The organism is Pseudomonas sp. GD04091 (assembly GCF_029836165.1).
GTDB lineage: Bacteria > Pseudomonadota > Gammaproteobacteria > Pseudomonadales > Pseudomonadaceae > Aquipseudomonas.
Genome location: NZ_JAOEBG010000014.1, coordinates 102,578 through 126,527 on the forward strand (window position 1 = coordinate 102,578; position 23,950 = coordinate 126,527).

The following is a 23,950-nucleotide window of genomic DNA, read 5'->3' on the forward strand; positions in this document are numbered from 1 at the left end:
CGCCGACCAACCTCAGCCACGGGATCTCACCGCATGTCGACCTTGCATACCCAGGCCAGCAACTTCCTGGACTTCATGAAAACCGGTGTGGACAACCGCACCGGCCAGTTCACCCTGGCCCTCGCCCTGCCGCTGCCGCCCGCGAACCAGCTGTGCGGACCGGCGCTCCCCGTCACCCTCAGCTTCGCCAGCCTGGCCTCGAACCTGGACAAGGGTTACGGCCTGGGGTGGAGCCTGGGCCTGTCGGAGCTCTACCTTGACCAGGACAGTACCCGCCTGAGCCTTTCGTCCGGCGAACGGTTCGCCATCGATCTGGACCGCTCCAGTTTCCTCGTCGACAGTCACCTGGCGTTTCTCGACCAGAAACTCGACAGCTTGCGACTGCGTCAACAGGCCGATGGCAGCCTGCGCGTGGAGCACGCGTCCGGACACAGCGAAATCCTCCGGCAACAGGCCTCCAGCCCGTGGTTCGTGCTTGAGGAACTGCGCTCGCCGGAGGGCCGCAGGCTGTATTTCGACTGGCTGCCATTCGGCGATGACGGTTGCCGGCTCGAACAGGTCCGCGACGAGCTGCGCACCCTGCTCAGCCTGGACAGGCGCGAAGATGAAATACGCATCACCTTCAACCCCTCCAGCCCGCAAGCCGCCACCCTGCGCCTGGTGCTGAGCGATGGCCGGCTGACGCAGATCCATGTTCCGGAAATCGCGACCCCGTTTCAGATCGACTACACCCTGGCCGCTACGCTGCTGTTGCCCAGTACCCTGCTCAGCCCCATGGGCGCCAAGGACATCATTCACTGGGCGACGGGCAACGAAGGTCATCGCCTGCCCGTTGGCGCGCCGTTCCCCTATCTGCCCAGGGTACTGTCCTGGACCCACACCTGCGGCACTGCCGCCAACGAGTTGAACCGCACCTACGAATGGGTGGGGGACAGCAACTTCCTCGGCTTCGGCAGCGACCAGGCGTTCGCCTGGGACAGCGGCCGGGACAACCTGTACCAGGTCGACAGCGAGTATCACTACCAGCTCATCGAAACCTTGAGCGATGGCGCTGGCCGGACTCTGGAGACCATCACCCGGACCTGGAACCGCTTTCATCTACCGATACTGGAAGCCTCACGGCGCGGCGACTGCGAAACCCATACCCACACCACCTACGGCATCGACCCACAACTGAACTGGGAACAGCAGCCTGCCGCCTGCCAGTTGCCGCACGAGGTTTCCCTCAGCTACATCGACCATGCCCGCGACGGCGCCACCCGCACGCAGACCACCCGCTACCGCTACGATCCGCACGGCAACCTCCTCCAGGTGATCCACCCCGACGGTCTCCAGGAGCTCAGCGAGTTCTATCCGGCGCAAGGCGCCGAGGGCTGCCCGGCAGACCCACTGGGCAGGGTCCGTCATCTGAAAAGCTCGACCGTGATCCCGGCCCCCGCCAAGGGCGAGGCCCCGACGCTCGGCACCCGCTACACCTACCTGGCCTTGCCTTCGCTGATCGCCGGGGAGCCCGCGCACCCCGTGCTGGCCAGCGAAGAAGCGTTCGACGTGGGTGACGGCCGTGTTCTGCAGCGCACCGAGCAGCATTACATCACCGCCCCTGGCCCCCTGCATGGCCGGGTAGCCCGGCGCGTCACCACGCTCGGCGACAAGGCAACCACCACGGCGTACCGCTATGAGATCACAGCGGATGAACTGGTCAGCGAAACCACCTGCATCGGCTACGAACACGACGACGAGAACCGTGCGAGCCACAGCCAGGGGCATTCGCTGCTGAGCGGACTGACCCGCTGGGAGCGCAGCCAGACCGGTGCCTGCCGCCGATACCGCTACGATGCCCTCGGCCGCATCGTGCAAACGCTGAGCGCAGCGGACAGCCCCTGGCAGACCGTGCGCAGCGCGCGCCACCACGTGGACGATGCCGTGGCACGCGACGCCAGGCCGGACGGTAGCGTCAATCCGGTGATGCTCGAACAGGTCGACGCCAACGGCGGCCGCCAGCGTCAGTGGCTCGATGGCGATGGCCGAACCGTGAAGGTGGAACAGGAAGACCTCGATGAAGCCCCCGGCCATTTCCGGGTAATCGCCCGATATGCCTACGATGCCCTTGGCCGGCAGATCAGCCGGACCTCTCAGGACTGGCTCGGCCCGACCACCACCACGCCACTCACCTTGACCACCACCACGGCCTATGACGACTGGGGCCAGGCGTGTCTCGACATCGGCCCCGACGGCATCCACAGCCACAGCCGACACGACCCGGTCACCTTGCGCAGCGAGCAGTGGCAGGAGGCCGGCGGCCTGGCCGGAGCGAAGCAGGTCGTGCTCAGCGACCTGACCGGCCAGCCGATCGAACACCAGGACATCGATGCCGACGGCCGCCTGGTGCGCACCCGCAAGCGCCTGCGCGACGGGCTGGGCCGCGTGATCGAGGAGCGCATCGAAGTACCCGGCGCCTCGGCCATCACCACGCGCTTGCGGCATGACCACCATGGCCGCCTCATCGAAAAACAGCTGGTCGACGGTACCCGACTGGCCTGGACCTTCGCGCCCCACAGCGACGAGCAGCACCTTGAGTCCATCTCGATCACGCCTGCCCAGGAGCAGCAACCATGACCGACCTTTCCATCCTGCTGGGCCGCCAGACGTTCGATGGCCTGGGACGCCAGCGCAGCGTGCAAATCGCCGGGCGCACCACCCACTACCATTACCGCCCCGGCCAGCTGCCGCCCGTGGCCAACACCCTGGCCGACGGCGAGCGCCTGGCCTACAGCTATGAACCGCAACTGGACGACGCCCTGCTGTCCAGCGCGCCTGCAGGCCAGCCAGGCGAACAGCTGGGCTATCACGCCACCTTCGGCAAACCTGCCTCGGCCAGCAATGCCCTGGGCGTGCAGCAATGGCACTTCACCCCGTCGGGCAAGGCACTGCGCGACACCTGGACTGTCGATGGCATCGAGCACAGCACCCACTGGCGGCATTCGCTCAATGGCCTGCTGCTGGGCTTCACCGACAGCGCGGGCGGCGAACACCAGCGCCAGTACGATGGGTTCGGGCGGTTGAGCGTGCTGTCGGTCGGCAGCGTGCGCACGACGTTCACCTACGACGCCTTGTCCCGCCCAGCCTCCGTCACCACCGACGACCCGGCCAGTGGCCGGCAGCTGGTCAAGCAACTGAGCTACGACAGCATGGGCCGTGAGGCAACCCGCACCTTCAGGGTGAAACAGGCTGGCAAGACGCGTACCTGGCGCCAGAGGCTGGTCTATTCCGCGCTCGACCAGGTCGTTTCCCGCACCTGGCACGATGGCGAGCGGCAAGGTGAAGAGCATTTCGCCTACGACCTGCGTGGGCGCCTGGTGCACTACACCGCCAACGCCGCGGCCGCGCCGCAGGACCCATTCGGCAACCCCATCGTCGATCAACGCTTCACCTTCAACGCCCTCGATGGCTTGCGCGAGGTGGTCAGCACCTTTGCCGACGGCACCCAGGACCATGCCCGGTTCGACTACGCCGAACACGACCCCACCCAGGTCACGTCGATCCATCACAGCCACGACAGCTGGCCAACCCGCATCGACCTGCATTACGACGCCTGCGGCCGGGTGATTGGCGACAGCCTAGGCCGTCACATGACCTGGACCACCGACGACCGTCTGGCCAGCGTCAGCATCGCCGGGCAGACCTGCCGCTATCGCTACGACGCCAGCGGCCAGCTGTGCGACCGGATACTCGACGGCGAGCTCGAGCGCAGCTTGCACAGCGCCGCGCAGTTGACCCACGTACAACAGGCCGATCAACGGCTGGAGCTGATCGGGGATGGCAGCGGCCTGTTCGCCCTGAGCAAGGTGGCAGACGGCATACGCCAGACCACCCTGCTCGGTTGCGATGCCCAGGGCAGCGTACGCCTGGAGGCCATGGAGCCTATGCACAGTCGCCACTACAGCGCCCACGGCGCCGGGACGGATACGGGCGAACAGCCCTACGGCTACGCCGGCCTGCGCCGTGAACCGCTGAGCGGTTGGTACATTCCGGCAGGCTATCGCCCCTACGACCCGATGCTCATGTGCTTTCTCGCCCCCGACAGCGAAAGCCCGTTCGGTCGAGGCGGCATCAATCCCTACGCCTATTGCGCGGGCGATCCGGTCAACCGTGTCGACCCGGACGGTCACAGCTGGGTGAGCTGGGCCCTGGCGGGTGCCGGGCTGGCGCTGGGCGCCGCGGTCGCCCTGGCCAGCCTCGGCACCGCCATGCCCGCCGTCGCCGCCCTGTTCGCCGGCAGCCTCAGCGCCAGCGGCGCCTGGGCGATCGGCACGGCGGCGCTCAATGCCGTATCACTCGCCACCGGCGTCGCCGCCATGGCCCTCGAGGCCAGTGGCAGGGACCAGCAGAGCGCGGGCGTGCTCGGCTGGATTTCCCTGGGCAGCGGGCTGGCCAGCCTGGGGACTGGCGCGGCTGCACGCATGACGGCGGCCCCCGCACGGGCAACGCAACTGACCCGTGGGGCCAACGCCATCCGCCTGCGTGAGCCCCGCTTCACCCGACCGGCCTACTGGGAGCAGCGCAGCGAAATCCTCTACGCCGAAATGCCGGGCCAGAACGATGTCGCCATGCACTACAACCTGTGGGGCCAGGGTATTCGCGCGTTCGAAACCCACGGCAGCAAAGGCGGCCAACTGATGAACGCCGTGGGCCAGATGGAGGACCCGGCACGTATCGCCCTGAGGGAGATCGCGCCACGCCTGGCCGGGGTCGAGCAGAACGTGCCGCTGGTGCTGCTGGCCTGCCATGGCGGCAAGAGTGGCGCGGCGCAGCGCATCGCCGATATCCTGCAACGCCCGGTCTATGGCTACGACAAGGTCATCTGGGTCAACCGCGCGGGCTTCATCCAGTCACTCAGGGTCGACAGCTTCACCAGCAGCCTGCCTTCGCAGAACATCTCGCGCTGGCAGCGCCTGCAGGGAGCGAAAGGGCCGTTTTCCTTCTATCCCCAACGCGAGGTCGCCACCGGGAGAACCTACTACCCCCGCTGAGCCGCCCCGCCCGCGCGGATCACGCCGGCAGCGCCTTGAGCCAGAACGACATGATCTTGGCCGACTGCTCCTGCTCGTCAAGGTCTCGCCATCGGTAGGCGGTGCGCAACGACGGTTCGTGGAGGAAGCCACGGTTGCGCCAGAACCCCTGCAACGGCTTGTAGTCCGCCGGGCGCCGCGGATGCCCGGCGGGACGCTCCACCGCACAGAACGCGCAGTAGTCGAACTCGGCGAGCTTGTGCGCATAGGACTCGCGCTCGATGAAGAAACGCACGCCGAGCCCCCGGCCGCGATAGGCCGGCAGCAGCACCGACTCACCGAAGTAGTAGACCGAGGCCGGGTCGCGCCCCTGGGCAATGAACGGCTGTTGCAACTCGGTATCGACATCCACCAGCGGCAGCCCGGTGGCGGCGCCCACCACCTGGTCGCCGTCCAGCGCCAGCACCACCAGGCTGCGCCCGGAGTCCGCGTAGCTGGCCAGGTAATCGGCCTGGTGATTCAGGGAGCTGTCCCAGAGGTAGGGAAACTCGCGAAACAGCGTCAGACGCAGGCGCGCGAGGTCATCGATGTGAGGCGCGATGGCGGCGCCATGGAGCAGGCGTATTTCCATGCGGGGCGGTCGTCCTGTCGATGTGCATGACTGAAGGCCAACCCTAGCACCCGCGCCGCGCCCGGGCCTTTCCCCTGCGCGACAGGTATTTCTCCATGACCGCTACCGAAGCGGCGCGCATCAGGCTATGCGCGTGCCCAGCACCTTGAGAAACGCCGCCAGCCACGCCGGGTGCGCCGGCCAGGCGGGCGCCGTCACCAGGTTGCCGTCCACGTGCGCCTGGTCCACGGCGATATCGATGAAGCGTCCGCCCGCCAGCCGGACTTCGGGCGCGCACGCCGGATAGGCGCTGCATTCGCGCCCTTCGAGCACCCCGGCCGCCGCCAGCAGCTGCGCCCCATGGCACACCGCGGCGATCGGCTTGCCGGCCTGATCGAAAGCCTTGACCAGCGCCAGCACCTTGTCGTTCAAGCGCAGGTACTCCGGCGCACGCCCGCCCGGGATCAGCAACGCGTCGTAGCTTTCGGCCCTGACCTGGACGAAGTCGTAGTTCAGGGCAAAGTTGTGCCCAGGCTTCTCGCTGTAGGTCTGCTCGCCCTCGAAGTCGTGAATCGCCGTGCGCACGGTCTGCCCCGCGACCTTCTCCGGACACACCGCATGCACCGTGTGGCCGACCATGCGCAGGGCCTGGAACGGCACCATCGCCTCGTAGTCCTCCACATAGTCGCCCACCAGCATGAGAATCTTCTTCGCCGTCATCGCATCCACTCCTTCCATTGCATGGGATCAATCCCAGCACGATAGTCCGCTTTGCCGAACAGCGATATACGCCGCTAGTTGCGTCGGTCGAGCAGGTTGGCCACCAATCGGTCGAGCCAGCCCCACAGGCGTTGCTGCACCCGTCGCCACAACGGACGGGCATGCCAGCGCGCCAGGTCGACCTCCTGGCTGAGGGCGAAGTCGCGCTCGAAACTGGCGGCCACGGCGGCGGTCAGCGGCGGGTCGAGCGCCTCGACGTTGGCCTCGAGGTTGAAACGCAGGTTCCAGTGGTCGAAATTGCACGAGCCCACGCTGACCCAGTCATCCACCAGCACCATCTTCAGGTGCAGGAAGCACGGCTGGAATTCGAAGATCCGCACCCCGGCGCGCAGCAGCCGTGGATAGTAACGGTGACCGGCATAGCGTACCGCCGGGTGATCGGTGCGCGGCCCGGTGAGCAGCAGGCGCACGTCGATGCCTTTCTGCGCGGCGCGGCGCAGCGAGCGACGCACGCTGAAGGTCGGCAGGAAGTAAGGCGTGGCCAGCCAGATGCGGCGCTGGCCGCTGTTCAGGGCCCGCACCAGCGCGTGCAGGATGTCCTTGTGCTGGCGGGCGTCGGCGTAGGCTACCCGGCCCATGCCCTGGCCCTGGACCGGCACCTGGGGCAGGCGCGGCAGGCCGAAGCCTTCGGGCGGGCGCCAGGCGGTACGGCGCTGGTTGGCGTGCCACTGGCGGTCGAACAGCAGTTGCCAGTCGGTGACGATCGGCCCTTCCATGCGCACCATCACTTCGTGCCATTCGCTGGTGTCCAGGCCCGGCGTCCAGAACTCATCGGTGACACCGGTCCCGCCCACCACGGCCCAGCGTTCGTCCACCAGCAGCAACTTGCGATGGTCGCGATAGAGGTTGCGCAAGCCCCGGCGCCAGCGCAGGCGGTTGTACCAGCGCAGATGGACCCCGGCGCACTGCAGCCGCTCGCGCAGTGCCAAGGGAAAGGCCAGGGAACCATAGTCGTCGAACAGGCAGCGCACCCGCACGCCGCGGCGCGCCGCCTGCTCCAGGGCTTGGACCACCGCCTCGGCACAGGCGCCGCCCTCGACCAGATACAACTCCAGGTCTACCTGGAACTCGGCGCGCACGATCGCCAGCAGCATGCGCGGAAAGAACTCGGGGCCGTCGATCAGCAGTTCGAACTGGTTGCCGTCCCGCCAGGGGAAGACCGGCCCCGGCATGTCAGCGGGCGGTGAAGATCAGCACCGCACTCACCGGCACCGAAGGGTTGATCGACTTGAGCCCGGCCAGCTTGCGCAGTTTCTCCAGCCCCGGCAGCAGGCCGAAGTCCGCGGCCCGCAGGATCAGCGGCTCCAGCGTGACCACCTGGAAACGCCGCTCGTCCAGGCGCGTGGCCAGCAGCAAGGTGTTGTAGCTGCGGGTCTGGCCATGCAGGGTGACGCTCACCGGCAGGCGCAGCTCCAGTTGCGCGCCATTGGCCAGGTCGTTGATCGGGCGCAGGTCGATCTGTGCCTGCACATTGGCTTCGGGGAACTGCTCGAACGCGAACAGCTCATCGCGCATGCGCTCGTCACGCAGCGGGATGCCGCTGCTGATCGAGTCCATTTCGATGCTCACCTCGGCCCCACCCTTGCGGTCCACCTTGCCGTGCAGCACCAGGAAACGGTTGACCTCGGCGATCTTGCCATTCTTGCCGGTGACGAAGGACAGGCGCGAAGACTCGCCGTCCAGATGCCAGTTGGCGTGGGCGGGCAGGCACAGGGCGAGCAGTAGCGCGGGTAGCAGACGGGACGCTTTGAACATGTGAAATCCTGTAAATCAAGGCCGTCAACCTTACCCGCACGGTTTCACGGCAGCAAGCGGCAGCCCTCCCGCGTCCCCTGCCACGCCGCCTGGTTGCGCTGGCCCAGGCCCTCGGCGGTGACCAGACGCCGGGCGCCGTCCTCGTCGAGCCGCGCCAACGGCAGATACTGCTTCACATAGCCCCGGCAATACGCCGGATCGAAGCCCATGACGAAACGACAGGAACAGTACTCCTTGGCCGAATAGGCCGAGAGAATGCCCGGGAAGTCCGCCAGTGCCTGGCGCTCGTGCCAGGTCCAGGCCAGCAGCAGCGCCAGCGACAGCAGCAGGATCCGCTTCATGCGCCCTCCCCGGCGACGGTGGCCAGCACTCGCCTGAGCAGTTCGTTGTGGCTGTAGCGGCCGTCGCGGTCATCGGCGTAACGCACGATCACCAGTTTCTGCGTGGGCAGCACATAGAGCGCCTGGCCCCAGTGCCCCAGCGCGGCGAAGGTATCGATTGGCGCGTCCGGCCAGGGTGTCGGCTGGCCTGGCAACGGCTGGTTCAGCCACCAGTGACCGCCTGGGTTGGCCTCGCCGGGGATGGGTTCGGCAGCGACGAACAAGGCACGGTTGAACGCCACCCAATCCTTCGGCAGCAGTTGCTGGCCGTGCCAGCGCCCGTCACGTTGCATCAGCAGGCCGATACGCGCCAGATCGCGAGCGCTCAGATAAAGGTAGGAAGATCCGACATAGGTGCCTTCGGCGTCGCTCTCCCACACGGCGCTGTCGATACCCAATGGTGTGAACAGGGCCTGCCAGGGGTAGTCGCCATAGCGGCCAGGTTCGAGCATGCCGCGCAACGTCGCGGCCAGCAGGTTGCTGTCGCCGCTGGAATAGGCGAAACGCCGGCCGGGTTCACTGGCGGCGGGCATGGCGGCGGTGTAGCCGGCCATGTCGCGCCGGCCTCGGGTGTAGAGCATGGCGACCACCGACGACTTCAGCGGCGCGTATTCGTAGTCTTCCTGCCAGGCCAGGCCGCTGGCCCAGTGCAACAGGTCGGTCAGGCGCAACGCCGGATGGGCCTGCAGTGCCGGGTAGTAGCGGGCGGCTGGGTCGTCGAGCCTGAAACGCCCCTCGCCGTAGGCGACGCCCATGACCGTGGCCAACACGCTCTTGCTCACCGACCAGGTCAGGTGGGGTGTTTTGGCACGCGTCGGCGCCGCGTAGCGTTCATGAATGATGCGACCGTCGCGGATGATCAGCAGCGCGTCGGTACGGATGCCGCCGCGCTCGGCGTCGCGCGCTGGGAAGGCGTAGGTGTCGACGGCTTGCCAGTCGAGGGCGGCGTCGTCGACCGGCCATTGCGAGGTGGGCCAGTCCTCGGCCCAGGCTGCTCCGGCAGCCATGGCCAGGAAAAACAGCAATGCCTTCATGGTGATCGCCTGCATGGGGCTGTTCGTGCAGCCCCGGGTTCATAGGATCGTCCAGCCTTCCAGGCTTTCATGACAGTCCGGCGGCCACCCAGGCCTTGGTCAGGCGCTTTTCACGGGCGACGGTAGCCAGCGCCAGCACACCCTGATCGCGTAGCCAGAGCTGCGCCCAGTGCTCCGGGCCTGCCGCCAGCGCCTGATCGATCTCGCCGCGCAGGCTCTGGAACTCGGCGAACAGCCCGCCCAGCAGCAGGTGGCAGGCCACACTGTCGGGGCACTGGCGACTGCCTTCGGCACAACCGCCGAGCAGCCCGATCAGGCGCAGACGCAATGCCTGCGGCCAGGCGCACTCCTGGGCGACACCGTGCAACCAGGCCACCAGGGCGGCGAGCACGTAAAGGTCTTCCAGGGAGCGGAACGGTTTGACGTAGGCGTCCCAACCATCGCCGGCCAGCAGCTCGCACGCGGCCTCCTGCAACAGCAGGCGCCCATGGCCGACTTCGGGCATCAACGGCAGGGTCGGCAAGGCTTCGAGGGTGACGCCGGGCTCGCCGGGATAGACCACCGCCAACTGCAACCGTGGCGATTCGCCCTGCCCTTCGCTGCGTGCCGCCACCAGCAGCCATTCGGCCTCGAGGCCCGCGGTGACGAAATCCTTGCGGCCGGTCAGGCGCAGGTCATCGAGGCGGGTACGCATGTCAGCCGGGCGCACGCTGCGCCGCTCGGTGGCGCACAGCGCGCCCAGGCTGAGCGGCGCGCTGGGCCAGAGCACCCGCAGCGCCGCCTGGTAACCGAGCAGGAAGGCCAGCCCCGGCGTGGTCATGGCCCGCCCGCCGAGCACCGCCAGTTCGAACGGCGCGACAGCGCCCAGGCGCTCGAGCGTGGCCGCATAGGTTTCGCCCAGAGTCGCCGCCAACGGCTGGCGCAAAGGGTCGTTGAGTCGTTGCAACCAGGCCATCGCAAGCTCCTTGTGGGGTGTCATGCAAGCATCACCAAAGATTCACGGGGGTGACACCAGGCGTACCTAGGCTGACTTTGCACAACAAAGCCGACCGGCCGCAACCCTTTGGCTGGCTTATGGAGACTCGCAATGACTCGGATCGCTCGCTCTGGCGACAACAGCACTGAACGCCGTCTGCAAGCCGAACGCCTGGTCGGCGCCGCGGCCTTGCAGGAAGCACAAGCCCTGCGTTTCAAGGTGTTCAGCGCCGAATTCAAGGCCAAGCTCAAGGGCGCCGAACACGGCCTGGACATGGACGACTACGACATCCACTGCCGCCACATCGGCGTGCGCGACCTGGCCACCGGCCAGTTGGTCGCCACCACCCGCCTGCTCGACCACCAGGCCGCCAGCAGTCTGGGGCGCTTCTACAGCGAAGAGGAGTTCAGCCTGCACGGCCTGCTGCAGTTGCAAGGCCCGATCCTCGAACTGGGGCGCACCTGCGTCGACCCGGACTACCGCAACGGCGGCACCATCGCCGTGCTCTGGGGCGAGCTGGCCGAAGTGCTCAACGAGGGCCGCTACAGCTACCTGATGGGTTGCGCCAGCATCCCCATGCAGGATGGCGGCGTCCAGGCCCATGCGATCATGCAGCGTCTGCGCGAGCGCTACCTGTGCACCGAGCACCTGCGCGCCGAACCGAAGAAGCCGCTGCCGAACCTGGCCCTGCCGAACAATGTCATCGCCGAAATGCCACCGCTGCTCAAGGCTTACATGCGCCTGGGCGCGAAGATCTGTGGCGAGCCGTGCTGGGACGAAGATTTCCAGGTCGCCGACGTGTTCATCTTGCTCAAGCGCGACGACCTCTGCCCGCGTTATGCCCGTCACTTCAAGGCGGCGGTCTGATGCCGAGCCTGCGGGCCGGAGCCCGCCTGCTGCGACTGTTCCTGGTACTGGCGCTGGGCGTGGCGATGGCCAGTGTCATCGCCCTCGGCGAGCGCCTGGGGCTGCGTGCCTCGGTCGAACGCCGCCAGCGCTGGACGCGGCTGTTCATGCAACGCCTGGTGAATGCCTTGCCTTTCCAGGTACGGGTGATCGGCGAATTGCCGGCGCGTCCGATGCTGTGGGTCTGCAATCACGTGTCATGGACCGACATTCCCTTGCTCGGCATGCTCACCCCGCTGTCGTTCCTGTCCAAGGCCGAGGTGCGCCAGTGGCCGCTGGCCGGCTGGCTGGCGGAGAAAGCCGGGACCCTGTTCATTCGTCGCGGCGGCGGTGATGCCCAGCGCCTGCGCGAACAGATCAGCAGCCAGCTGGGCGAGCACAGACCGTTGCTGATTTTCCCTGAAGGCACCACCACCGACGGTCGTACCCTGCGCACCTTCCATGGACGCCTGCTGGCCGGGGCCATCGACCAGGGCACGCCGCTGCAACCGGTGGCGATCCAGTACCTGCGTGACGGCGAACCCGATCCGGTGGCGCCGTTCATTGGCGAGGATGACCTGGTGTCACACCTGATGCGCCTGTTCGGCCAGGACCGCGGCGAAGTGGTGATCCACCTGCTGCAACCGATCGGCAGCGAGGGCAAGGAGCGAGCGGCGCTGGCGTTCCTGGCGCAGCAGGCGATTCATCAGGCCTTGTTCGGTATCGAGGACATCGAGCCGCGCCGGCAGGCCAAGGCTGCCTGAACAGAGGCCGACGCCTGTGCCGACCTCTTCGCGGGTAAACCCGCTCCCACAGGTTTCAGGTATCGCACTGTAGACGTGGGAGCGGGTTTACCGCGAAAGGCCAGTCTAGGCGACAGAGCATCAGCGGTCGGGCATCCTCTGGGCCGCCGCGAACGCCTGCAACTGCGGATAGAACTCGCGAAAATCCGCCAGCAATGGCTCATACAGGCGTTCCAGTTCCACCATCACCCCGCTCATCCCGTCCGGTCGCGACAAGCGTCGGGCAATCCCGTCAAACACCTGCTCCAGCGTGGCGAAGTCGCCATACGCCCCCAACCAGTCGTCCGCCGCCATGAACGGCGCGATCCGCGCCAACCGCCCCGGCAACTCCGGCTCGGCCAGCAGCACCTTGTAGAAGTCCCCGGTGAACTGCGCCAGTGGCTGCTGCGCATACTCGCCCCAGTGCCGCGCCAGGCAATGGTCGAAGAACACATCCAGCACGATGCCGGCAAAACGCCGCCGCTCGCGCGGGAAACGCGCCAGCGCCGCCAGTACCAGCGGGTGGCTGTCGGTGTAGCTGTCGATATGCCGGTGCAGGCGGATCGCGGCTTCCAGCACGGGCGGAAAACGCCCGTCAAGCGCGCCCTTGACGAAATCGCCATACAGGCTGCCGAGCAGTTGCTGCGGCGCGGGGCCGCCCAGGTGGAGGTGTGCGAGGTAGTTCATGGCGGCAGTCTAGCACCGCGCCGACCTATATCGTCATGACCCGATATAGCGTTTCAAGCTGAGCTCAGAACCTCTTCATATTTGTATATCGCGATGCAACGATTTATATTTCGCCACATCGCGATATACCGCTACACACCACGAGCCCAACCATGCCTCTCGATCTCGACGAAATAATAAAAGCCCTGGCCCATCCGGTCCGGCGAGACATCCTCAACTGGCTGAAAGACCCGGCCGCGCAGTTCCCCGACCAGCAGCACAGCATCGAACACGGTGTGTGCGCCGGGCAGATCGACCAACGCTGCGGCCTGTCGCAGTCGACCGTCTCCGCCCACCTGGCCACCCTGCAGCGCGCCGGCCTGATCAGCAGCCAGAAGATTGGCCAGTGGCATTTCTTCAAACGCAACGAGCAAACCATCCAGGCTTTCCTCGAGCAGATGAGCCAAGAGCTCTGACAAGGACCTTGCAATGCCCCTCCCCCTACTGATCCTGGCGCTCAGCGCCTTCGCCATCGGCACCACCGAGTTCGTCATCATGGGCCTGCTGCCCGATGTCGCGCAGGACCTCGGCGTGAGCATCCCCGGTGCCGGCTGGCTGGTGACCGGCTACGCCCTGGGCGTGGCCATCGGCGCGCCGTTCATGGCCCTGGCCACCGCCCGCCTGCCACGCAAGGCCGCGCTGGTGGCGCTGATGGGCGTGTTCATCGTCGGCAACCTGCTGTGCGCGGTGGCCGGCGACTACGACCTGCTGATGTTCGCCCGGGTGGTCACCGCGCTGTGCCACGGGGCGTTCTTCGGCATCGGCTCGGTGGTCGCCGCCAGCCTGGTGCCGGCCAACCGCCGCGCCTCGGCGGTGGCGCTGATGTTCACCGGCCTGACCCTGGCCAACGTGCTCGGCGTGCCACTGGGCACCGCGCTGGGCCAGGTCGCCGGCTGGCGCTCGACCTTCTGGGCGGTGACCGGCATCGGCATGATCGCGCTGATCGGCCTGATCCGCTTCCTGCCGCTGCAGCGCGATGCCGAAGCGCTGAACATGCGCGCCGAACTGGCCGCGCTCAAGGGCGCCGGCATCTGGTTGTCGCTGAGCATGACCGTGCTGTTCTCGGCCTCGATGTTCGCCCTGTTCACCTATGTCGCGCCGCTGCTGGGCGATGTCACCGGCGTGTCACCGCGCGGCGTGACCTGGACGCTGCTGCTGATCGGCCTGGGCCTGACCCTGGGCAACATCCTCGGCGGCAAGCTCGCCGACCGGCGCCTGGGCGCCACCCTGATGGGCGTGTTCGCCGCCATGGCCGTGGTCTCCACCGCCCTGAGCTGGACCGCCAGCGCCCTGGTCCCGGCCGAGATCACCCTGTTCCTCTGGGCCACCGCCGCCTTCGCCGCCGTGCCGGCGCTGCAGGTCAACGTGGTTGGCTACGGCAAGGCCGCACCGAACCTGGTGTCGACCCTCAACATCGGCGCCTTCAACCTGGGCAACGCCCTGGGCGCCTGGGTTGGCGGCAGCGTCATCGCCCACGGCCTGGGCCTGACCCGCGTGCCCCTGGCCGCGGCGGCCCTGGCGGTCCTGGCGCTGATCGTCACCCTGATCACCTTCAGCCAGCGCGGCGGCGACGCCGAACTGGCCACCGCGTCCAACTGACCCACGCGAGGCTTTGTCATGACCACGCTTTTCGATCCGATCCAGCTGGGCGACCTCGTACTGCCCAACCGCATCATCATGGCCCCGCTGACCCGCTGCCGGGCCGACGAGGGCCGCGTGCCCAATGCGCTGATGGCCGAATACTACGTACAGCGCGCCAGCGCCGGGCTGATCCTCAGCGAGGCGACCTCGGTCACGCCGATGGGCGTCGGCTACCCCGACACCCCCGGCATCTGGAACGACCAGCAGGTACGGGGCTGGAACAACGTGACCAAGGCGATCCATGGCGCGGGCGGGCGCATCTTCCTGCAGCTGTGGCACGTCGGGCGCATTTCCCACCCGTCCTACCTGAACGGCGAACTGCCGGTAGCCCCCAGCGCGATCCAGCCCAAGGGCCATGTCAGCCTGGTGCGCCCGCAGAGCGACTACCCGACTCCGCGCGCCTTGGAAACCGAGGAAATCGCCGATGTCGTCGAGGCCTACCGCAGCGGCGCCGAGAACGCCAAGGCCGCCGGCTTCGACGGTGTGGAAATCCACGCCGCCAACGGCTACCTGCTCGATCAGTTCCTGCAGAGCAGCACCAATCGGCGCACCGACCGCTATGGCGGCTCGCTGGAAAACCGTGCCCGGCTGCTGCTGGAAGTGACCGATACCGCCATCGAGGTGTGGGGTGCGGGACGTGTCGGCGTGCACCTGGCGCCGCGCGCCGATGCCCATGACATGGGCGACGCCGACCGCGCCGAGACCTTCACCTATGTCGCCCGGGAACTGGGCAAGCGTGGCATCGCCTTCATCTGCTCGCGGGAGAAAGAGGCCGACGACAGCCTCGGCCCGCTGATCAAGGCGGCCTTCGCCGGCCCGTACATCGTCAACGAACGTTTCGACAAGGCCAGCGCCAACGCGGCCATCGCCCGCGGCAGGGCCGACGCCGTGGCCTTCGGCATCCCGTTCATCGCCAACCCCGACCTGCCGGCACGCCTGGCCGCCAATGCGCCGCTCAACGCACCGCGTCCCGAGACGTTCTATGGCAAGGGGCCGGTGGGCTATATCGACTATCCGCGGATGTGATTGAAACGATCGCGGGACGAGCCCGCTCCCACTGTGGGAGCGGGCTCGTCCCGCGATGGGCGCCGACTCAGGGTCGGGCGTTGATCTGCTGCTGCAGGTTCTGGATCTGGCTCTGCAAGGTGCTGATATTTCGGGTGGTCTGGCCACGGAAGGCATCGAACTCCTGCACCGATGCGCCCCCGGCCGAAGGCGCGGGCCGGTTGTCGACCTGGCTCTTGAGCACCAGCACGTCCTGCTCCAGACTGGCGATCGCCGCGCTCGGGTTACCCTGTTTCTTCAGCGCCGCCACCTCGTTGCTCAGGCTCTTGAGTTGAGCATCCAGCTTGCCGCCGTCCAACTGCCCTGACTTGAGCGCCGCCAACTCGGCGTTCACAGCCTTTAGCTGAGCCTGCAACTGGCCCTGCAACTCGGTCACGGCCTTCTGTTGTTCACGGGTATCGGCCAGCACCTGCTCCAGGCGCTTGCCCAGGTCGCCCGCCTGGCCGGCGACACCCTGCTGCTGCTTGCCCTGCTCGGCCAGCGAGGCCTGCAGTTGGCGGATCTGCAGTTTCAACGCCTCGCTGCCCGTGCTGTTGCTCGACTCGCTGGCCTCGACCTTGCCGCTGATCGCCTGCAGGCGCCCGGCCGCCTCTTCACTGATGCGGGCAAAGCTTTCCTGGGTGGCCACCAGTTGCTGCTCCATCAGCGAGATCTGCTGGAAGCTCCACCAACCAAGTCCCGCCAGGGCAATGAACGACGCGCCGAGCAAGGCCCACAGTGGGCCGTTGCTGCGCGGCCGCACGGCCTGCTGGCGGCTGCGGGCCACATGGGCCGGCAGCAGTTCATCGTCATCGGGGGTGCCGGCGCGCAGGGTGGGCACGTCGTCGAATTCGTCGTGGGCGTCGTTACGCATGGGTACATTCAACCGCTGTGGTAGCAAAGGGGCATGAGTATAAACCGCCAGGGCGGCGCACTGATGACCATCATCCCGCCCACAGGTTCAGCGCTGGCCCGGCTGCGCCTGCCACCAGGTGCAGAATTCATCCAGCGCGCTCCACACATCGGTCCTGGGCCGGTAGTCCAGGTACTGGCGTGCGCGGCTGATATCCAGGGTGAAATCCCTGCTCATCACCTGCATCGCCGTGCGGCTCAGGGTCGGTTGCGGGCGCCCGGGCCAGAGCAGGCAGGCCGCCTCGTTGAGCGCCGCCAGGCTGTAGGCCAGGCCGTAGGAACGGTAGCGGGTGACCTGGGGCAGCTGCATCCGGCGCATGACGTAGTTGATCACGTCCCACAGCGGCAGCGGATGACCGTTGCTGATGTTGTAGGCCTGCCCAAGGGCCTGGTCCTCGGCGAACAGCGCGCTGAGCAGCGCCTCGTTGAGGTTGTGCACACTGGTGAAGTCGACCTTGTTCAGGCCATTGCCGATGATCGCCACGCGTCCCTTGCGCTGCATGCGCATCAGCCGCGGGAAAATGCTCGCGTCCCCGGCCCCGGTGACGAAGCGCGGGCGCAGGGCCAGCACTTCCAGGCCGAACTCCTGGGCGCCGAACACCTTCTGTTCGGCCAGGTGCTTGGTCAACGCGTAGTGATCGTGGAAGCGGCGCGGCACCTGGTCCTCGCGGATGTCCAGCTGCGAACGGCCGTTGAAGTAGATCGACGGCGACGACAGGTGCACCAGGCGCCGCACATGTTCCTTGATGCAGCCTTCGACCACGTTCTCGGTGAGCACCACGTTGCCCTGGTGAAAGTCCTGGTAGCGTCCCCACGTGCCCACCGCGCCCGCGCAGTGCACCACCGCATCCACGCCCTGGCACAGGCGTCGGGCCAGCTCGGCGTCGCCCAGATCGCCCGGGATGAACTGCGCCCCGCGCCTGACCAGATGCTCGACGCCCTCTGCTTGCCGGCCATTGACCCGCACCTCCAGGCCCTGCTCCAGGGCGAAGCGCGCAAAGCGCCCGCCGATGAAGCCGCTCGCGCCGGTGACCAGAATTCGCATGTAAGACTCCGCCTTGCCAGATTTCGGATGCAACTGACGCCCGATGTGCCTACAAGGGCACCAGCCAGTCCCGCGCCGAATGGCGCAGGTGGTCGGTCAGCTGGGCGAGCAGCTGCCCGCCATTGCGCCAATGATGCCAGTACAGCGGCACATCGACAGGGGTATCGCGGCAGATTTCCACCACCTCGCCGCGCGCCAGCTGCTCGGCCACCTGCCGTTCCGGTGCCAGCCCCCAGCCCATGCCCGTCTCGATCATGCGCAGGAACCCCTCGGACGAAGGACACAGGTGATGCAGGAAACCATCCTGGACACCCAAGGATGCGAGGTAACGATGCTGCAGGGAATCATCCGGCCCGAACACGATCGCCGGGGTGCGCGTCAGCCGTTCGACCGCGAAACCGTCCGGAAAATAGCGCGCCATGAACGCCGGGCTGGCCAGCGCCCGATAGCGCATCGACCCCAGCGGCAGGCTGCGCGCGCCGGCCACCGGGCGTTCGCTGCCACACAGGCAGGCGGCCACTTCGCCGGCGCGCATGCGCTTCAGGCCGACCTCCTGATCCTCGACCACCAGGTCAAGCAGCACCTGCTGTTCGGCGCAGAAGGCCCCGACCGCGCCCGCCCACCAGGTCGCCAGGCTGTCGGCGTTGAGGGCGATGCGCAGGCGTTCGGGCATGCCCTCTTCGTCCAGTGCCGGCACCTGGCGCTGCAAGTCGCGCTCGAGCAGGCGCACCTGCTGCACATGGTTGAGCAACTGCCGGCCGACCTCGGTCGGGCTCGGCGGCGCGGCGCGCACCAGCACCGGCTGTCCGACCCGCGCCTCCAGCAGCTTGATGCGTTGCGAAATGGCCGATTGCGACAAGCCCAGCACCTGGGCGGCGCGTTCGAAACCGCCTTGTTCGATCACCGCGGCGAGGGCGGCGAGCAGCTTGTAGTCGAACATCGATTTCCCTAATGCCAGATCAGCTCTATTTGTTTTTCTTATACCGTCGGCCCCGCCACAATGGCCACATCTTTCTTGGCAATCCGCGTCGGCGACAGCGTCGGCGCCCGTGGAGCGTTCCCGCTATGTGGCAAAGCTATTTCAACGGCATGCTGGTGGCCTTCGGCCTGATCATGGCCATCGGCGCGCAGAACGCCTTCGTCCTGGCGCAGAGCCTGCGCCGCGAGCATCACCTGCCGGTGGCGGCGCTGTGCATCGTCTGCGACGCCCTCCTGGTGGCCGCCGGGGTGTTCGGCCTGGCCACGGTGCTGGCGCACAACCCGACGCTGCTGGCCATCGCCCGCTGGGGCGGCGCGGTGTTCCTGATCTGGTATGGCGCCAAGGCACTGCGCAGCGCCTGCTCGAAGCAGAGCCTGCAGCATCAGCAAGGCCAGGGCATGCGCTCGCGCCGCGCGGTGCTGCTCAGTGCCTTGGCGGTGACCCTGCTCAACCCGCATGTGTACCTGGACACCGTGCTGCTGATCGGCTCGCTCGGCGCCCAGCAGACCATGCCGGGCGCCTACGTGGCCGGCGCCGCCAGCGCCTCGCTGCTGTGGTTCTCGACCCTGGCCATCGGCGCCGCCTGGCTGGCGCCGTGGCTGGCACGGCCGGCGACCTGGCGCATGCTCGACCTGATGGTGGCGGTAATGATGTTCGCCGTGGCGGCGCAGTTGATCTTCACCTGATCCCCACCGTCGATCGGCCTGCGCCAACCGCTCTGGAACCTCTATTCCCTATAGATGTTGCGTGGTTAAGCGCGGGGCCCGGTGCTATGATCCAGCCCCTGCGTCGCAAAGAGTACAAACTCGCCGACGCTCAGAAGGCCGCCCGTGATCGGCCTTGCGCAAACCGCAAACAGACCTGAATCAGGAGATCCACCATGGCTTTTGAATTGCCGCCGCTGCCGTACGCCCACGATGCCCTGCAGCCGCACATCTCCAAGGAAACCCTGGAGTATCACCACGACAAGCACCACAACACCTATGTCGTGAACCTGAACAACCTGGTCCCAGGCACCGAATTCGAAGGCAAGACCCTGGAAGAGATCGTCAAGACCTCTTCGGGCGGCATCTTCAACAACGCCGCTCAAGTCTGGAACCACACCTTCTACTGGAACTGCCTGGCCCCGAACGCTGGCGGCCAGCCGACCGGCGCCCTGGCCGAGGCCATCAACACCGCCTTCGGCTCCTTCGACAAGTTCAAGGAAGAGTTCACCAAGGTTTCGGTCGGCACCTTCGGTTCCGGCTGGGGCTGGCTGGTGAAGAAGGCTGACGGTTCCCTGGCCCTGGCCAGCACCATCGGCGCCGGCAACCCGCTGACCAGCGGCGACACCCCGCTGCTGACCTGCGACGTCTGGGAACACGCCTACTACATCGACTACCGCAACCTGCGTCCGAAGTACGTCGAGGCGTTCTGGAACCTGGTCAACTGGAAGTTCGTTGCCGAGCAGTTCGAAGGCAAGACCTTCAAGGCCTGATCGCTGCTGCCTTGCACAGAAAACCCGGCCTCGCGCCGGGTTTTTTGTGGCCGGGGATCGGCTTGTGCGCACAGGCCATGACCCGTCCGGTTGAATTCGCGACATCCCCACCTTCGCGCTCTTGCTCAGAGCGCATTGCGCGCTAACATCAACCTTCGGGAAAGTTGACGCAGCGCACTCAAGTCGCATGACCGCTCAACCGATACAGGGCCAAGGGCAGATCCGCCGATAGCCTTGTTGCCTGGTGCGGCACTCGGTCGATAGTCTGTCGCCATGGTTGATGGCAAAATAATGGCATGCGCATGGATTAAGGAAACCCCATTGAAGCTGGAATTTCGGAACAGCTTATCGGTCAAGTTGCTCAGGGTCGTGCTGCTCTCGGCGTTGGCTGTCGGCGTCGTCCTCAGTTGCGCGCAGATCGTCTACGACGGATACAAGACCCGCCAGGCCGTGAACAACGATGCCCAGCGCATCCTCGACATGTTCCGCGACCCCTCGACGCAAGCCGTGTACAGCCTTGACCGGGAAATGGGCATGCAGGTAATGGAGGGCCTGTTCCAGGACGAATCGGTGCGCATGGCGTCCATCGGCCATCCCAACGAGACCATGCTGGCGGAAAAATCCCGCCCGATGCAGGACATGGCCATGCGCTGGCTGACCGACCTCATCCTCGGCCAGGAACGCACCTACACCACGCAACTGGTCGGCCGTGGCCCCTACAGCGAATATTACGGCGACCTGAGCATCACCCTCGACACCTCTCGCTATGGCAAGGACTTCCTGGTCAACGCCGTGATCATCTTCGTCTCCGGTGTCCTGCGCGCCCTGGCCATGGGCCTGGTGCTGTACCTGGTCTACCACTGGCTGCTGACCAAACCGCTGTCGAAGATCATCGAGCACCTTACCCAGATCAACCCCGACCGCCCCAGTCAGCACCAGATTCCCCTGCTCAAGGGGCACGAGCGCAACGAGCTGGGCATCTGGGTCAACACCGCCAACCAGCTGCTGGCCTCCATCGAGCGCAACACCCACCTGCGCCACGAAGCGGAAAACAGCCTGCAACGCATGGCCCAGTACGATTTCCTCACTGGCCTGCCGAACCGCCAGCAGCTGCAGCAACAGCTGGACAAGATCCTCGTCGATGGCGGCCGCCTGCAACGCCGTGTCGCCGTACTCTGCGTGGGGCTGGACGACTTCAAGGGCATCAACGAACAGTTCAGCTACCAGGTCGGCGACCAACTGCTGCTGGCCCTGGCCGACCGCCTGCGCGCCCACAGCGGCCGCCTGGGCGCCCTCGCGCGGCTGGGCGGCGACCAGTTCGCCCTGGTCCAGGCCAACATCGAGCAACCCTACGAGGCCGCCGAGCTGGCGCAAAGCATCCTCGACGACCTCGAAGCGCCCTTCGACCTCGATCACCAGCAGATCCGCCTGCGCGCCACCATCGGCATCACCCTGTTCCCCGAGGACGGCGACAGCACCGAGAAGCTGCTGCAGAAGGCCGAACAGACCATGACCCTGGCCAAGGCCCGCTCGCGCAACCGCTACCAGTTCTATATCGCCAGCGTCGACAGCGAGATGCGCCGCCGTCGCGAGCTGGAAAAGGACCTGCGCGAGGCCCTGCCGCGCAACCAGCTGTACCTGGTGTACCAGCCACAGATCAGCTACCGCGATCACCGCGTGGTCGGCGTCGAAGCCCTGCTGCGCTGGCAGCACCCGGAGCTGGGCATGGTCCCGCCCGACCAGTTCATCCCCCTGGCCGAACAGAACGGCAACATCATCAGCATCGGCGAATGGGTGCTCGACCAGGCATGCCGCCAACTGCGCGAATGGCACGACCTGGGCTTCGGCGAGCTGCGCATGGCGGTGAACCTTTCCACCGTGCAGCTGCACCACAACGAGCTGCCACGGGTGGTCAACAACCTGCTGCAGGCCTACCGCCTGCCCCCGCGCAGCCTGGAGCTGGAAGTCACCGAGACCGGCCTGATGGAAGACATCAGTACCGCCGCCCAGCACCTGCTGAGCCTGCGCCGCTCCGGCGCCCTGATCGCCATCGACGACTTCGGCACCGGCTACTCGTCGCTCAGCTACCTGAAGTCGCTGCCGCTGGACAAGATCAAGATCGACAAGAGTTTCGTCCAGGACCTGCTCGACGACGATGACGACGCCACCATCGTTCGCGCCATCATCCAGCTGGGCAAGAGCCTGGGGATGCAAGTGATCGCCGAAGGCGTGGAAACCGCCGAGCAGGAAAGCTACATCATCGCCCAGGGCTGCCACGAGGGTCAGGGCTACCACTACAGCAAACCGTTGTCCGCCCGCGAGCTGACCAGCTTCCTCAAGCAGGCGCAGCGCAACCAGGTCTCGGCGCTGTAACCCCCGCCAGCCTTGGCGGTGCACCGCAAACGGGCGTTTGCATGAAATGCGCGCCCTCCCCTTTACAGCAAATGCAAATCTTTCGCATGATGTGGCGGTTTCGCGTGCCACGGCGCACGGTCCACCCCATGGTCCAACCACACGACGCAGGAAACCAACAATGATCCGAATGCCTCTGGCCTCCGCCAGTCTGCTGGCCATCGCCATCGCCCTCGCCGGTTGCGGCGAAGGCAAGGACGACAAGGCCGCCGCTCCGCAAGCCCAGGCACCTGCTGCCGCCAGCACCAACGCCGCGGCGCCGGGGGCTGTCGATGAAGCGGCTGGCAAGGCCGTGGTCAAGCATTACGCCGAAATGGTCCATGCCGTGTACAGCGACTCGCTGAGCACCGCCAAGCAGCTGCAGAGCGCCATCGACGCATTCCTGGCCACGCCCAACGACCAGACGCTGAAGGCCGCCAAGGACGCCTGGGTCGCCGCCCGCGTACCGTACCTGCAAAGCGAAGTGTTCCGCTTCGGCAACACCATCATCGACGACTGGGAAGGCCAGGTGAACGCCTGGCCCCTGGACGAAGGCCTGATCGACTACGTCGACAAGAGCTACGAGCACGCCCTGGGCAACCCGGCAGCCAACGCCAACATCATCGCCAACACCGAGATCCAGGTGGGCGAAGACAAGATCGACGTCAAGGACATCACCCCCGAGAAGCTCGCCACCCTCAACGAGCTGGGCGGTTCCGAAGCCAACGTCGCCACCGGCTACCACGCCATCGAGTTCCTGCTCTGGGGTCAGGACCTCAACGGTACCGGCCCGGGCGCCGGCAACCGTCCGGCTTCCGACTATCTGGAAGGCAAGGGCGCCACGGGCGGTCACAACGACCGTCGCCGCGCCTACCTGAAAGCGGTCACCGACCTGCTGGTCAAGGACCTCGAGGAGATGGTCGGCAACTGGGCACCGAACGTCGCCGACAACTACCGCGCCACCCTCGAAGGCGAGCCGGCCAACGACGGCCTGCGCAAGATGCTGTTCGGCATGGGCAGCCTGTCGCTGGGCGAACTGGCCGGCGAGCGCATGAAGGTCTCGCTGGAAGCCAACTCGCCGGAAGACGAGCACGACTGCTTCAGCGACAACACCCACTACTCGCACTTCTACGACGCCAAGGGCATCCGCAACGTCTACCTGGGCGAGTACACCCGCGCCGACGGCAGCAAGATGACCGGCCCAAGCCTGTCGTCGCTGGTGGCCAAGGCCGACCCGGCCACCGACGCCACGCTCAAGGCCGACCTAGAAGCCACCGAGGCCAAGATCCAGGTGATCGTCGACCACGCCCTCAAGGGCGAGCACTACGACCAGCTGATCGCCGCCGACAACGCCGCCGGCAACCAGATCGTGCGTGACGCCATCGCCGCCCTGGTCAAGCAGACCGGTGCGATCGAGCAGGCCGCGGGCAAGCTGGGGATCGACAACCTGAACCCGGATACCGCCGATCACGAGTTCTGATCAGCGCCAACGGTTCACCAGAGGCGGCCTTCGGGCCGCCTTTT

At 66.6% G+C, this 23,950-nt stretch carries 22 protein-coding genes; 11 read left to right on the top strand and 11 right to left on the bottom strand.

The features are described from left to right. Positions 1–33: 33 nt before the first annotated feature. Together N7422_RS17485 and N7422_RS17490 are read left to right on the top strand one after the other, a co-directional pair. Positions 34–2,616: a hypothetical protein gene (locus N7422_RS17485; RefSeq protein ID WP_279807713.1), complete on the top strand. Its 2,583-nt coding sequence runs from the start codon at positions 34–36 to the stop codon at positions 2,614–2,616. Then, positions 2,613–5,030 (top strand): RHS repeat-associated core domain-containing protein, encoded by a 2,418-nt coding sequence (locus N7422_RS17490; protein WP_279807714.1) that lies wholly within the window; start codon positions 2,613–2,615, stop codon positions 5,028–5,030. Before N7422_RS17485 ends, N7422_RS17490 begins: the two co-directional genes overlap by 4 nt. Positions 5,031–5,049: 19 nt before the next feature. Here the strand turns inward: N7422_RS17490 and N7422_RS17495 are convergent, their stop codons facing one another. From N7422_RS17495 to N7422_RS17525, 7 genes are all read right to left on the bottom strand, one after another. Then, complete coding sequence (locus N7422_RS17495; protein WP_279807715.1) at positions 5,050–5,640, bottom strand: GNAT family N-acetyltransferase; 591 nt, start codon at positions 5,638–5,640, stop codon at positions 5,050–5,052. Positions 5,641–5,760: 120 nt separating this feature from the next. Then, complete coding sequence (locus N7422_RS17500; RefSeq protein WP_279807716.1) at positions 5,761–6,339, bottom strand: DJ-1/PfpI family protein; 579 nt, start codon at positions 6,337–6,339, stop codon at positions 5,761–5,763. A 74-nt stretch (positions 6,340–6,413) separates the two neighbouring features. Continuing rightward, a complete protein-coding gene (locus tag N7422_RS17505) occupies positions 6,414–7,571 on the bottom strand; it encodes a phosphatidylserine/phosphatidylglycerophosphate/cardiolipin synthase family protein (RefSeq protein ID WP_279807717.1) in 1,158 nt (385 codons plus the stop codon). 1 nt (position 7,572) lies between these two features. Next, positions 7,573–8,154 (bottom strand): YceI family protein, encoded by a 582-nt coding sequence (locus tag N7422_RS17510; protein WP_279807718.1) that lies wholly within the window; start codon positions 8,152–8,154, stop codon positions 7,573–7,575. Between the two features lie 44 nt (positions 8,155–8,198). Then, positions 8,199–8,495: an amidase gene (locus N7422_RS17515; RefSeq protein WP_279807719.1), complete on the bottom strand. Its 297-nt coding sequence runs from the start codon at positions 8,493–8,495 to the stop codon at positions 8,199–8,201. Further along, on the bottom strand, positions 8,492–9,568 hold the full coding sequence (locus N7422_RS17520) for a serine hydrolase (protein ID WP_279807742.1): 1,077 nt from the start codon (positions 9,566–9,568) through the stop codon (positions 8,492–8,494). The genes N7422_RS17515 and N7422_RS17520 overlap by 4 nt, the downstream gene beginning before the upstream one ends. Before the next feature lie 67 nt (positions 9,569–9,635). Further along, positions 9,636–10,523: an acyl-CoA dehydrogenase gene (locus N7422_RS17525; RefSeq protein ID WP_279807720.1), complete on the bottom strand. Its 888-nt coding sequence runs from the start codon at positions 10,521–10,523 to the stop codon at positions 9,636–9,638. Positions 10,524–10,655: 132 nt separating this feature from the next. On the opposite strand from N7422_RS17525, the gene olsB reads away from it, so the two are divergent. Then, positions 10,656–11,411, top strand: a complete 756-nt coding sequence (gene olsB, locus N7422_RS17530; RefSeq protein WP_279807721.1) for an L-ornithine N(alpha)-acyltransferase — start codon at positions 10,656–10,658, stop codon at positions 11,409–11,411. Continuing rightward, complete coding sequence (locus N7422_RS17535; RefSeq protein WP_279807722.1) at positions 11,411–12,193, top strand: lysophospholipid acyltransferase family protein; 783 nt, start codon at positions 11,411–11,413, stop codon at positions 12,191–12,193. The genes olsB and N7422_RS17535 overlap by 1 nt, the downstream gene beginning before the upstream one ends. A 120-nt stretch (positions 12,194–12,313) precedes the next feature. Here the strand turns inward: N7422_RS17535 and N7422_RS17540 are convergent, their stop codons facing one another. Beyond that, the gene (locus tag N7422_RS17540; protein ID WP_279807723.1) at positions 12,314–12,898 is read right to left on the bottom strand and encodes an ACP phosphodiesterase; all 585 of its coding nucleotides are present in this window, start codon (positions 12,896–12,898) and stop codon (positions 12,314–12,316) included. A gap of 152 nt (positions 12,899–13,050) precedes the next feature. On the opposite strand from N7422_RS17540, the gene N7422_RS17545 reads away from it, so the two are divergent. The 3 genes from N7422_RS17545 to N7422_RS17555 are packed head-to-tail and all read left to right on the top strand — an operon-like array spanning position 13,051 to position 15,604. After that, positions 13,051–13,353 carry a helix-turn-helix transcriptional regulator gene (locus N7422_RS17545; RefSeq protein ID WP_279807724.1) on the top strand — a complete coding sequence of 101 codons (303 nt, stop codon included), beginning with the start codon at positions 13,051–13,053 and terminating at the stop codon, positions 13,351–13,353. A gap of 13 nt (positions 13,354–13,366) precedes the next feature. Further along, a complete protein-coding gene (locus tag N7422_RS17550; protein ID WP_279807725.1) occupies positions 13,367–14,536 on the top strand; it encodes an MFS transporter in 1,170 nt (389 codons plus the stop codon). A gap of 18 nt (positions 14,537–14,554) precedes the next feature. Further along, a complete protein-coding gene (locus N7422_RS17555) occupies positions 14,555–15,604 on the top strand; it encodes an alkene reductase (RefSeq protein WP_279807726.1) in 1,050 nt (349 codons plus the stop codon). A gap of 67 nt (positions 15,605–15,671) precedes the next feature. Here N7422_RS17555 and N7422_RS17560 read toward each other — a convergent pair whose 3' ends face one another. The 3 genes from N7422_RS17560 to N7422_RS17570 all read right to left on the bottom strand — a co-directional run bounded on the left by N7422_RS17560 (position 15,672) and on the right by N7422_RS17570 (position 18,519). Beyond that, on the bottom strand, positions 15,672–16,496 hold the full coding sequence (locus N7422_RS17560; RefSeq protein ID WP_279807727.1) for an ATPase: 825 nt from the start codon (positions 16,494–16,496) through the stop codon (positions 15,672–15,674). A gap of 87 nt (positions 16,497–16,583) precedes the next feature. Continuing rightward, entirely contained in the window at positions 16,584–17,579 is a 996-nt protein-coding gene (locus N7422_RS17565; RefSeq protein ID WP_279807728.1) for an NAD(P)-dependent oxidoreductase, read from the bottom strand. Between the two features lie 49 nt (positions 17,580–17,628). Further along, complete coding sequence (locus N7422_RS17570; RefSeq protein ID WP_279807729.1) at positions 17,629–18,519, bottom strand: LysR family transcriptional regulator ArgP; 891 nt, start codon at positions 18,517–18,519, stop codon at positions 17,629–17,631. A gap of 125 nt (positions 18,520–18,644) precedes the next feature. Between N7422_RS17570 and N7422_RS17575 the strand changes: the two genes are divergently transcribed. The 4 genes from N7422_RS17575 (at position 18,645) to N7422_RS17590 (ending at position 23,906) form a co-directional block, all read left to right on the top strand. Further along, a complete protein-coding gene (locus tag N7422_RS17575) occupies positions 18,645–19,244 on the top strand; it encodes a LysE/ArgO family amino acid transporter (protein WP_279807730.1) in 600 nt (199 codons plus the stop codon). A 194-nt stretch (positions 19,245–19,438) separates the two neighbouring features. Then, positions 19,439–20,035, top strand: a complete 597-nt coding sequence (locus tag N7422_RS17580) for a Fe-Mn family superoxide dismutase (protein WP_279807731.1) — start codon at positions 19,439–19,441, stop codon at positions 20,033–20,035. A 321-nt stretch (positions 20,036–20,356) separates the two neighbouring features. Further along, positions 20,357–22,408: a GGDEF domain-containing phosphodiesterase gene (locus tag N7422_RS17585; protein WP_279807732.1), complete on the top strand. Its 2,052-nt coding sequence runs from the start codon at positions 20,357–20,359 to the stop codon at positions 22,406–22,408. 160 nt (positions 22,409–22,568) lie between these two features. After that, entirely contained in the window at positions 22,569–23,906 is a 1,338-nt protein-coding gene (locus N7422_RS17590; protein WP_279807733.1) for an imelysin family protein, read from the top strand. Positions 23,907–23,950 lie beyond the last annotated feature (44 nt).

Excerpts from the sequence above, each read along its gene's own strand:
- N7422_RS17540 (WP_279807723.1), bottom strand. The coding sequence starts at position 12,898 with ATGAACTACCTCGCACACCTCCACCTGGGCGGCCCCGCGCCGCAGCAA.
- N7422_RS17550 (WP_279807725.1), top strand. The coding sequence starts at position 13,367 with ATGCCCCTCCCCCTACTGATCCTGGCGCTCAGCGCCTTCGCCATCGGC.
- N7422_RS17590 (WP_279807733.1), top strand. The coding sequence starts at position 22,569 with ATGATCCGAATGCCTCTGGCCTCCGCCAGTCTGCTGGCCATCGCCATC.
- N7422_RS17570 (WP_279807729.1), bottom strand. The coding sequence starts at position 18,519 with ATGTTCGACTACAAGCTGCTCGCCGCCCTCGCCGCGGTGATCGAACAA.
- N7422_RS17490 (WP_279807714.1), top strand. The coding sequence starts at position 2,613 with ATGACCGACCTTTCCATCCTGCTGGGCCGCCAGACGTTCGATGGCCTG.
- N7422_RS17575 (WP_279807730.1), top strand. The coding sequence starts at position 18,645 with ATGTGGCAAAGCTATTTCAACGGCATGCTGGTGGCCTTCGGCCTGATC.
- N7422_RS17495 (WP_279807715.1), bottom strand. The coding sequence starts at position 5,640 with ATGGAAATACGCCTGCTCCATGGCGCCGCCATCGCGCCTCACATCGAT.
- N7422_RS17485 (WP_279807713.1), top strand. The coding sequence starts at position 34 with ATGTCGACCTTGCATACCCAGGCCAGCAACTTCCTGGACTTCATGAAA.
- N7422_RS17545 (WP_279807724.1), top strand. The coding sequence starts at position 13,051 with ATGCCTCTCGATCTCGACGAAATAATAAAAGCCCTGGCCCATCCGGTC.
- N7422_RS17520 (WP_279807742.1), bottom strand. The coding sequence starts at position 9,568 with ATGAAGGCATTGCTGTTTTTCCTGGCCATGGCTGCCGGAGCAGCCTGG.
- N7422_RS17580 (WP_279807731.1), top strand. The coding sequence starts at position 19,439 with ATGGCTTTTGAATTGCCGCCGCTGCCGTACGCCCACGATGCCCTGCAG.
- N7422_RS17535 (WP_279807722.1), top strand. The coding sequence starts at position 11,411 with ATGCCGAGCCTGCGGGCCGGAGCCCGCCTGCTGCGACTGTTCCTGGTA.
- N7422_RS17565 (WP_279807728.1), bottom strand. The coding sequence starts at position 17,579 with ATGCGAATTCTGGTCACCGGCGCGAGCGGCTTCATCGGCGGGCGCTTT.
- N7422_RS17525 (WP_279807720.1), bottom strand. The coding sequence starts at position 10,523 with ATGGCCTGGTTGCAACGACTCAACGACCCTTTGCGCCAGCCGTTGGCG.
- N7422_RS17510 (WP_279807718.1), bottom strand. The coding sequence starts at position 8,154 with ATGTTCAAAGCGTCCCGTCTGCTACCCGCGCTACTGCTCGCCCTGTGC.
- N7422_RS17515 (WP_279807719.1), bottom strand. The coding sequence starts at position 8,495 with ATGAAGCGGATCCTGCTGCTGTCGCTGGCGCTGCTGCTGGCCTGGACC.
- olsB (WP_279807721.1), top strand. The coding sequence starts at position 10,656 with ATGACTCGGATCGCTCGCTCTGGCGACAACAGCACTGAACGCCGTCTG.
- N7422_RS17505 (WP_279807717.1), bottom strand. The coding sequence starts at position 7,571 with ATGCCGGGGCCGGTCTTCCCCTGGCGGGACGGCAACCAGTTCGAACTG.
- N7422_RS17555 (WP_279807726.1), top strand. The coding sequence starts at position 14,555 with ATGACCACGCTTTTCGATCCGATCCAGCTGGGCGACCTCGTACTGCCC.
- N7422_RS17560 (WP_279807727.1), bottom strand. The coding sequence starts at position 16,496 with ATGCGTAACGACGCCCACGACGAATTCGACGACGTGCCCACCCTGCGC.
- N7422_RS17500 (WP_279807716.1), bottom strand. The coding sequence starts at position 6,339 with ATGACGGCGAAGAAGATTCTCATGCTGGTGGGCGACTATGTGGAGGAC.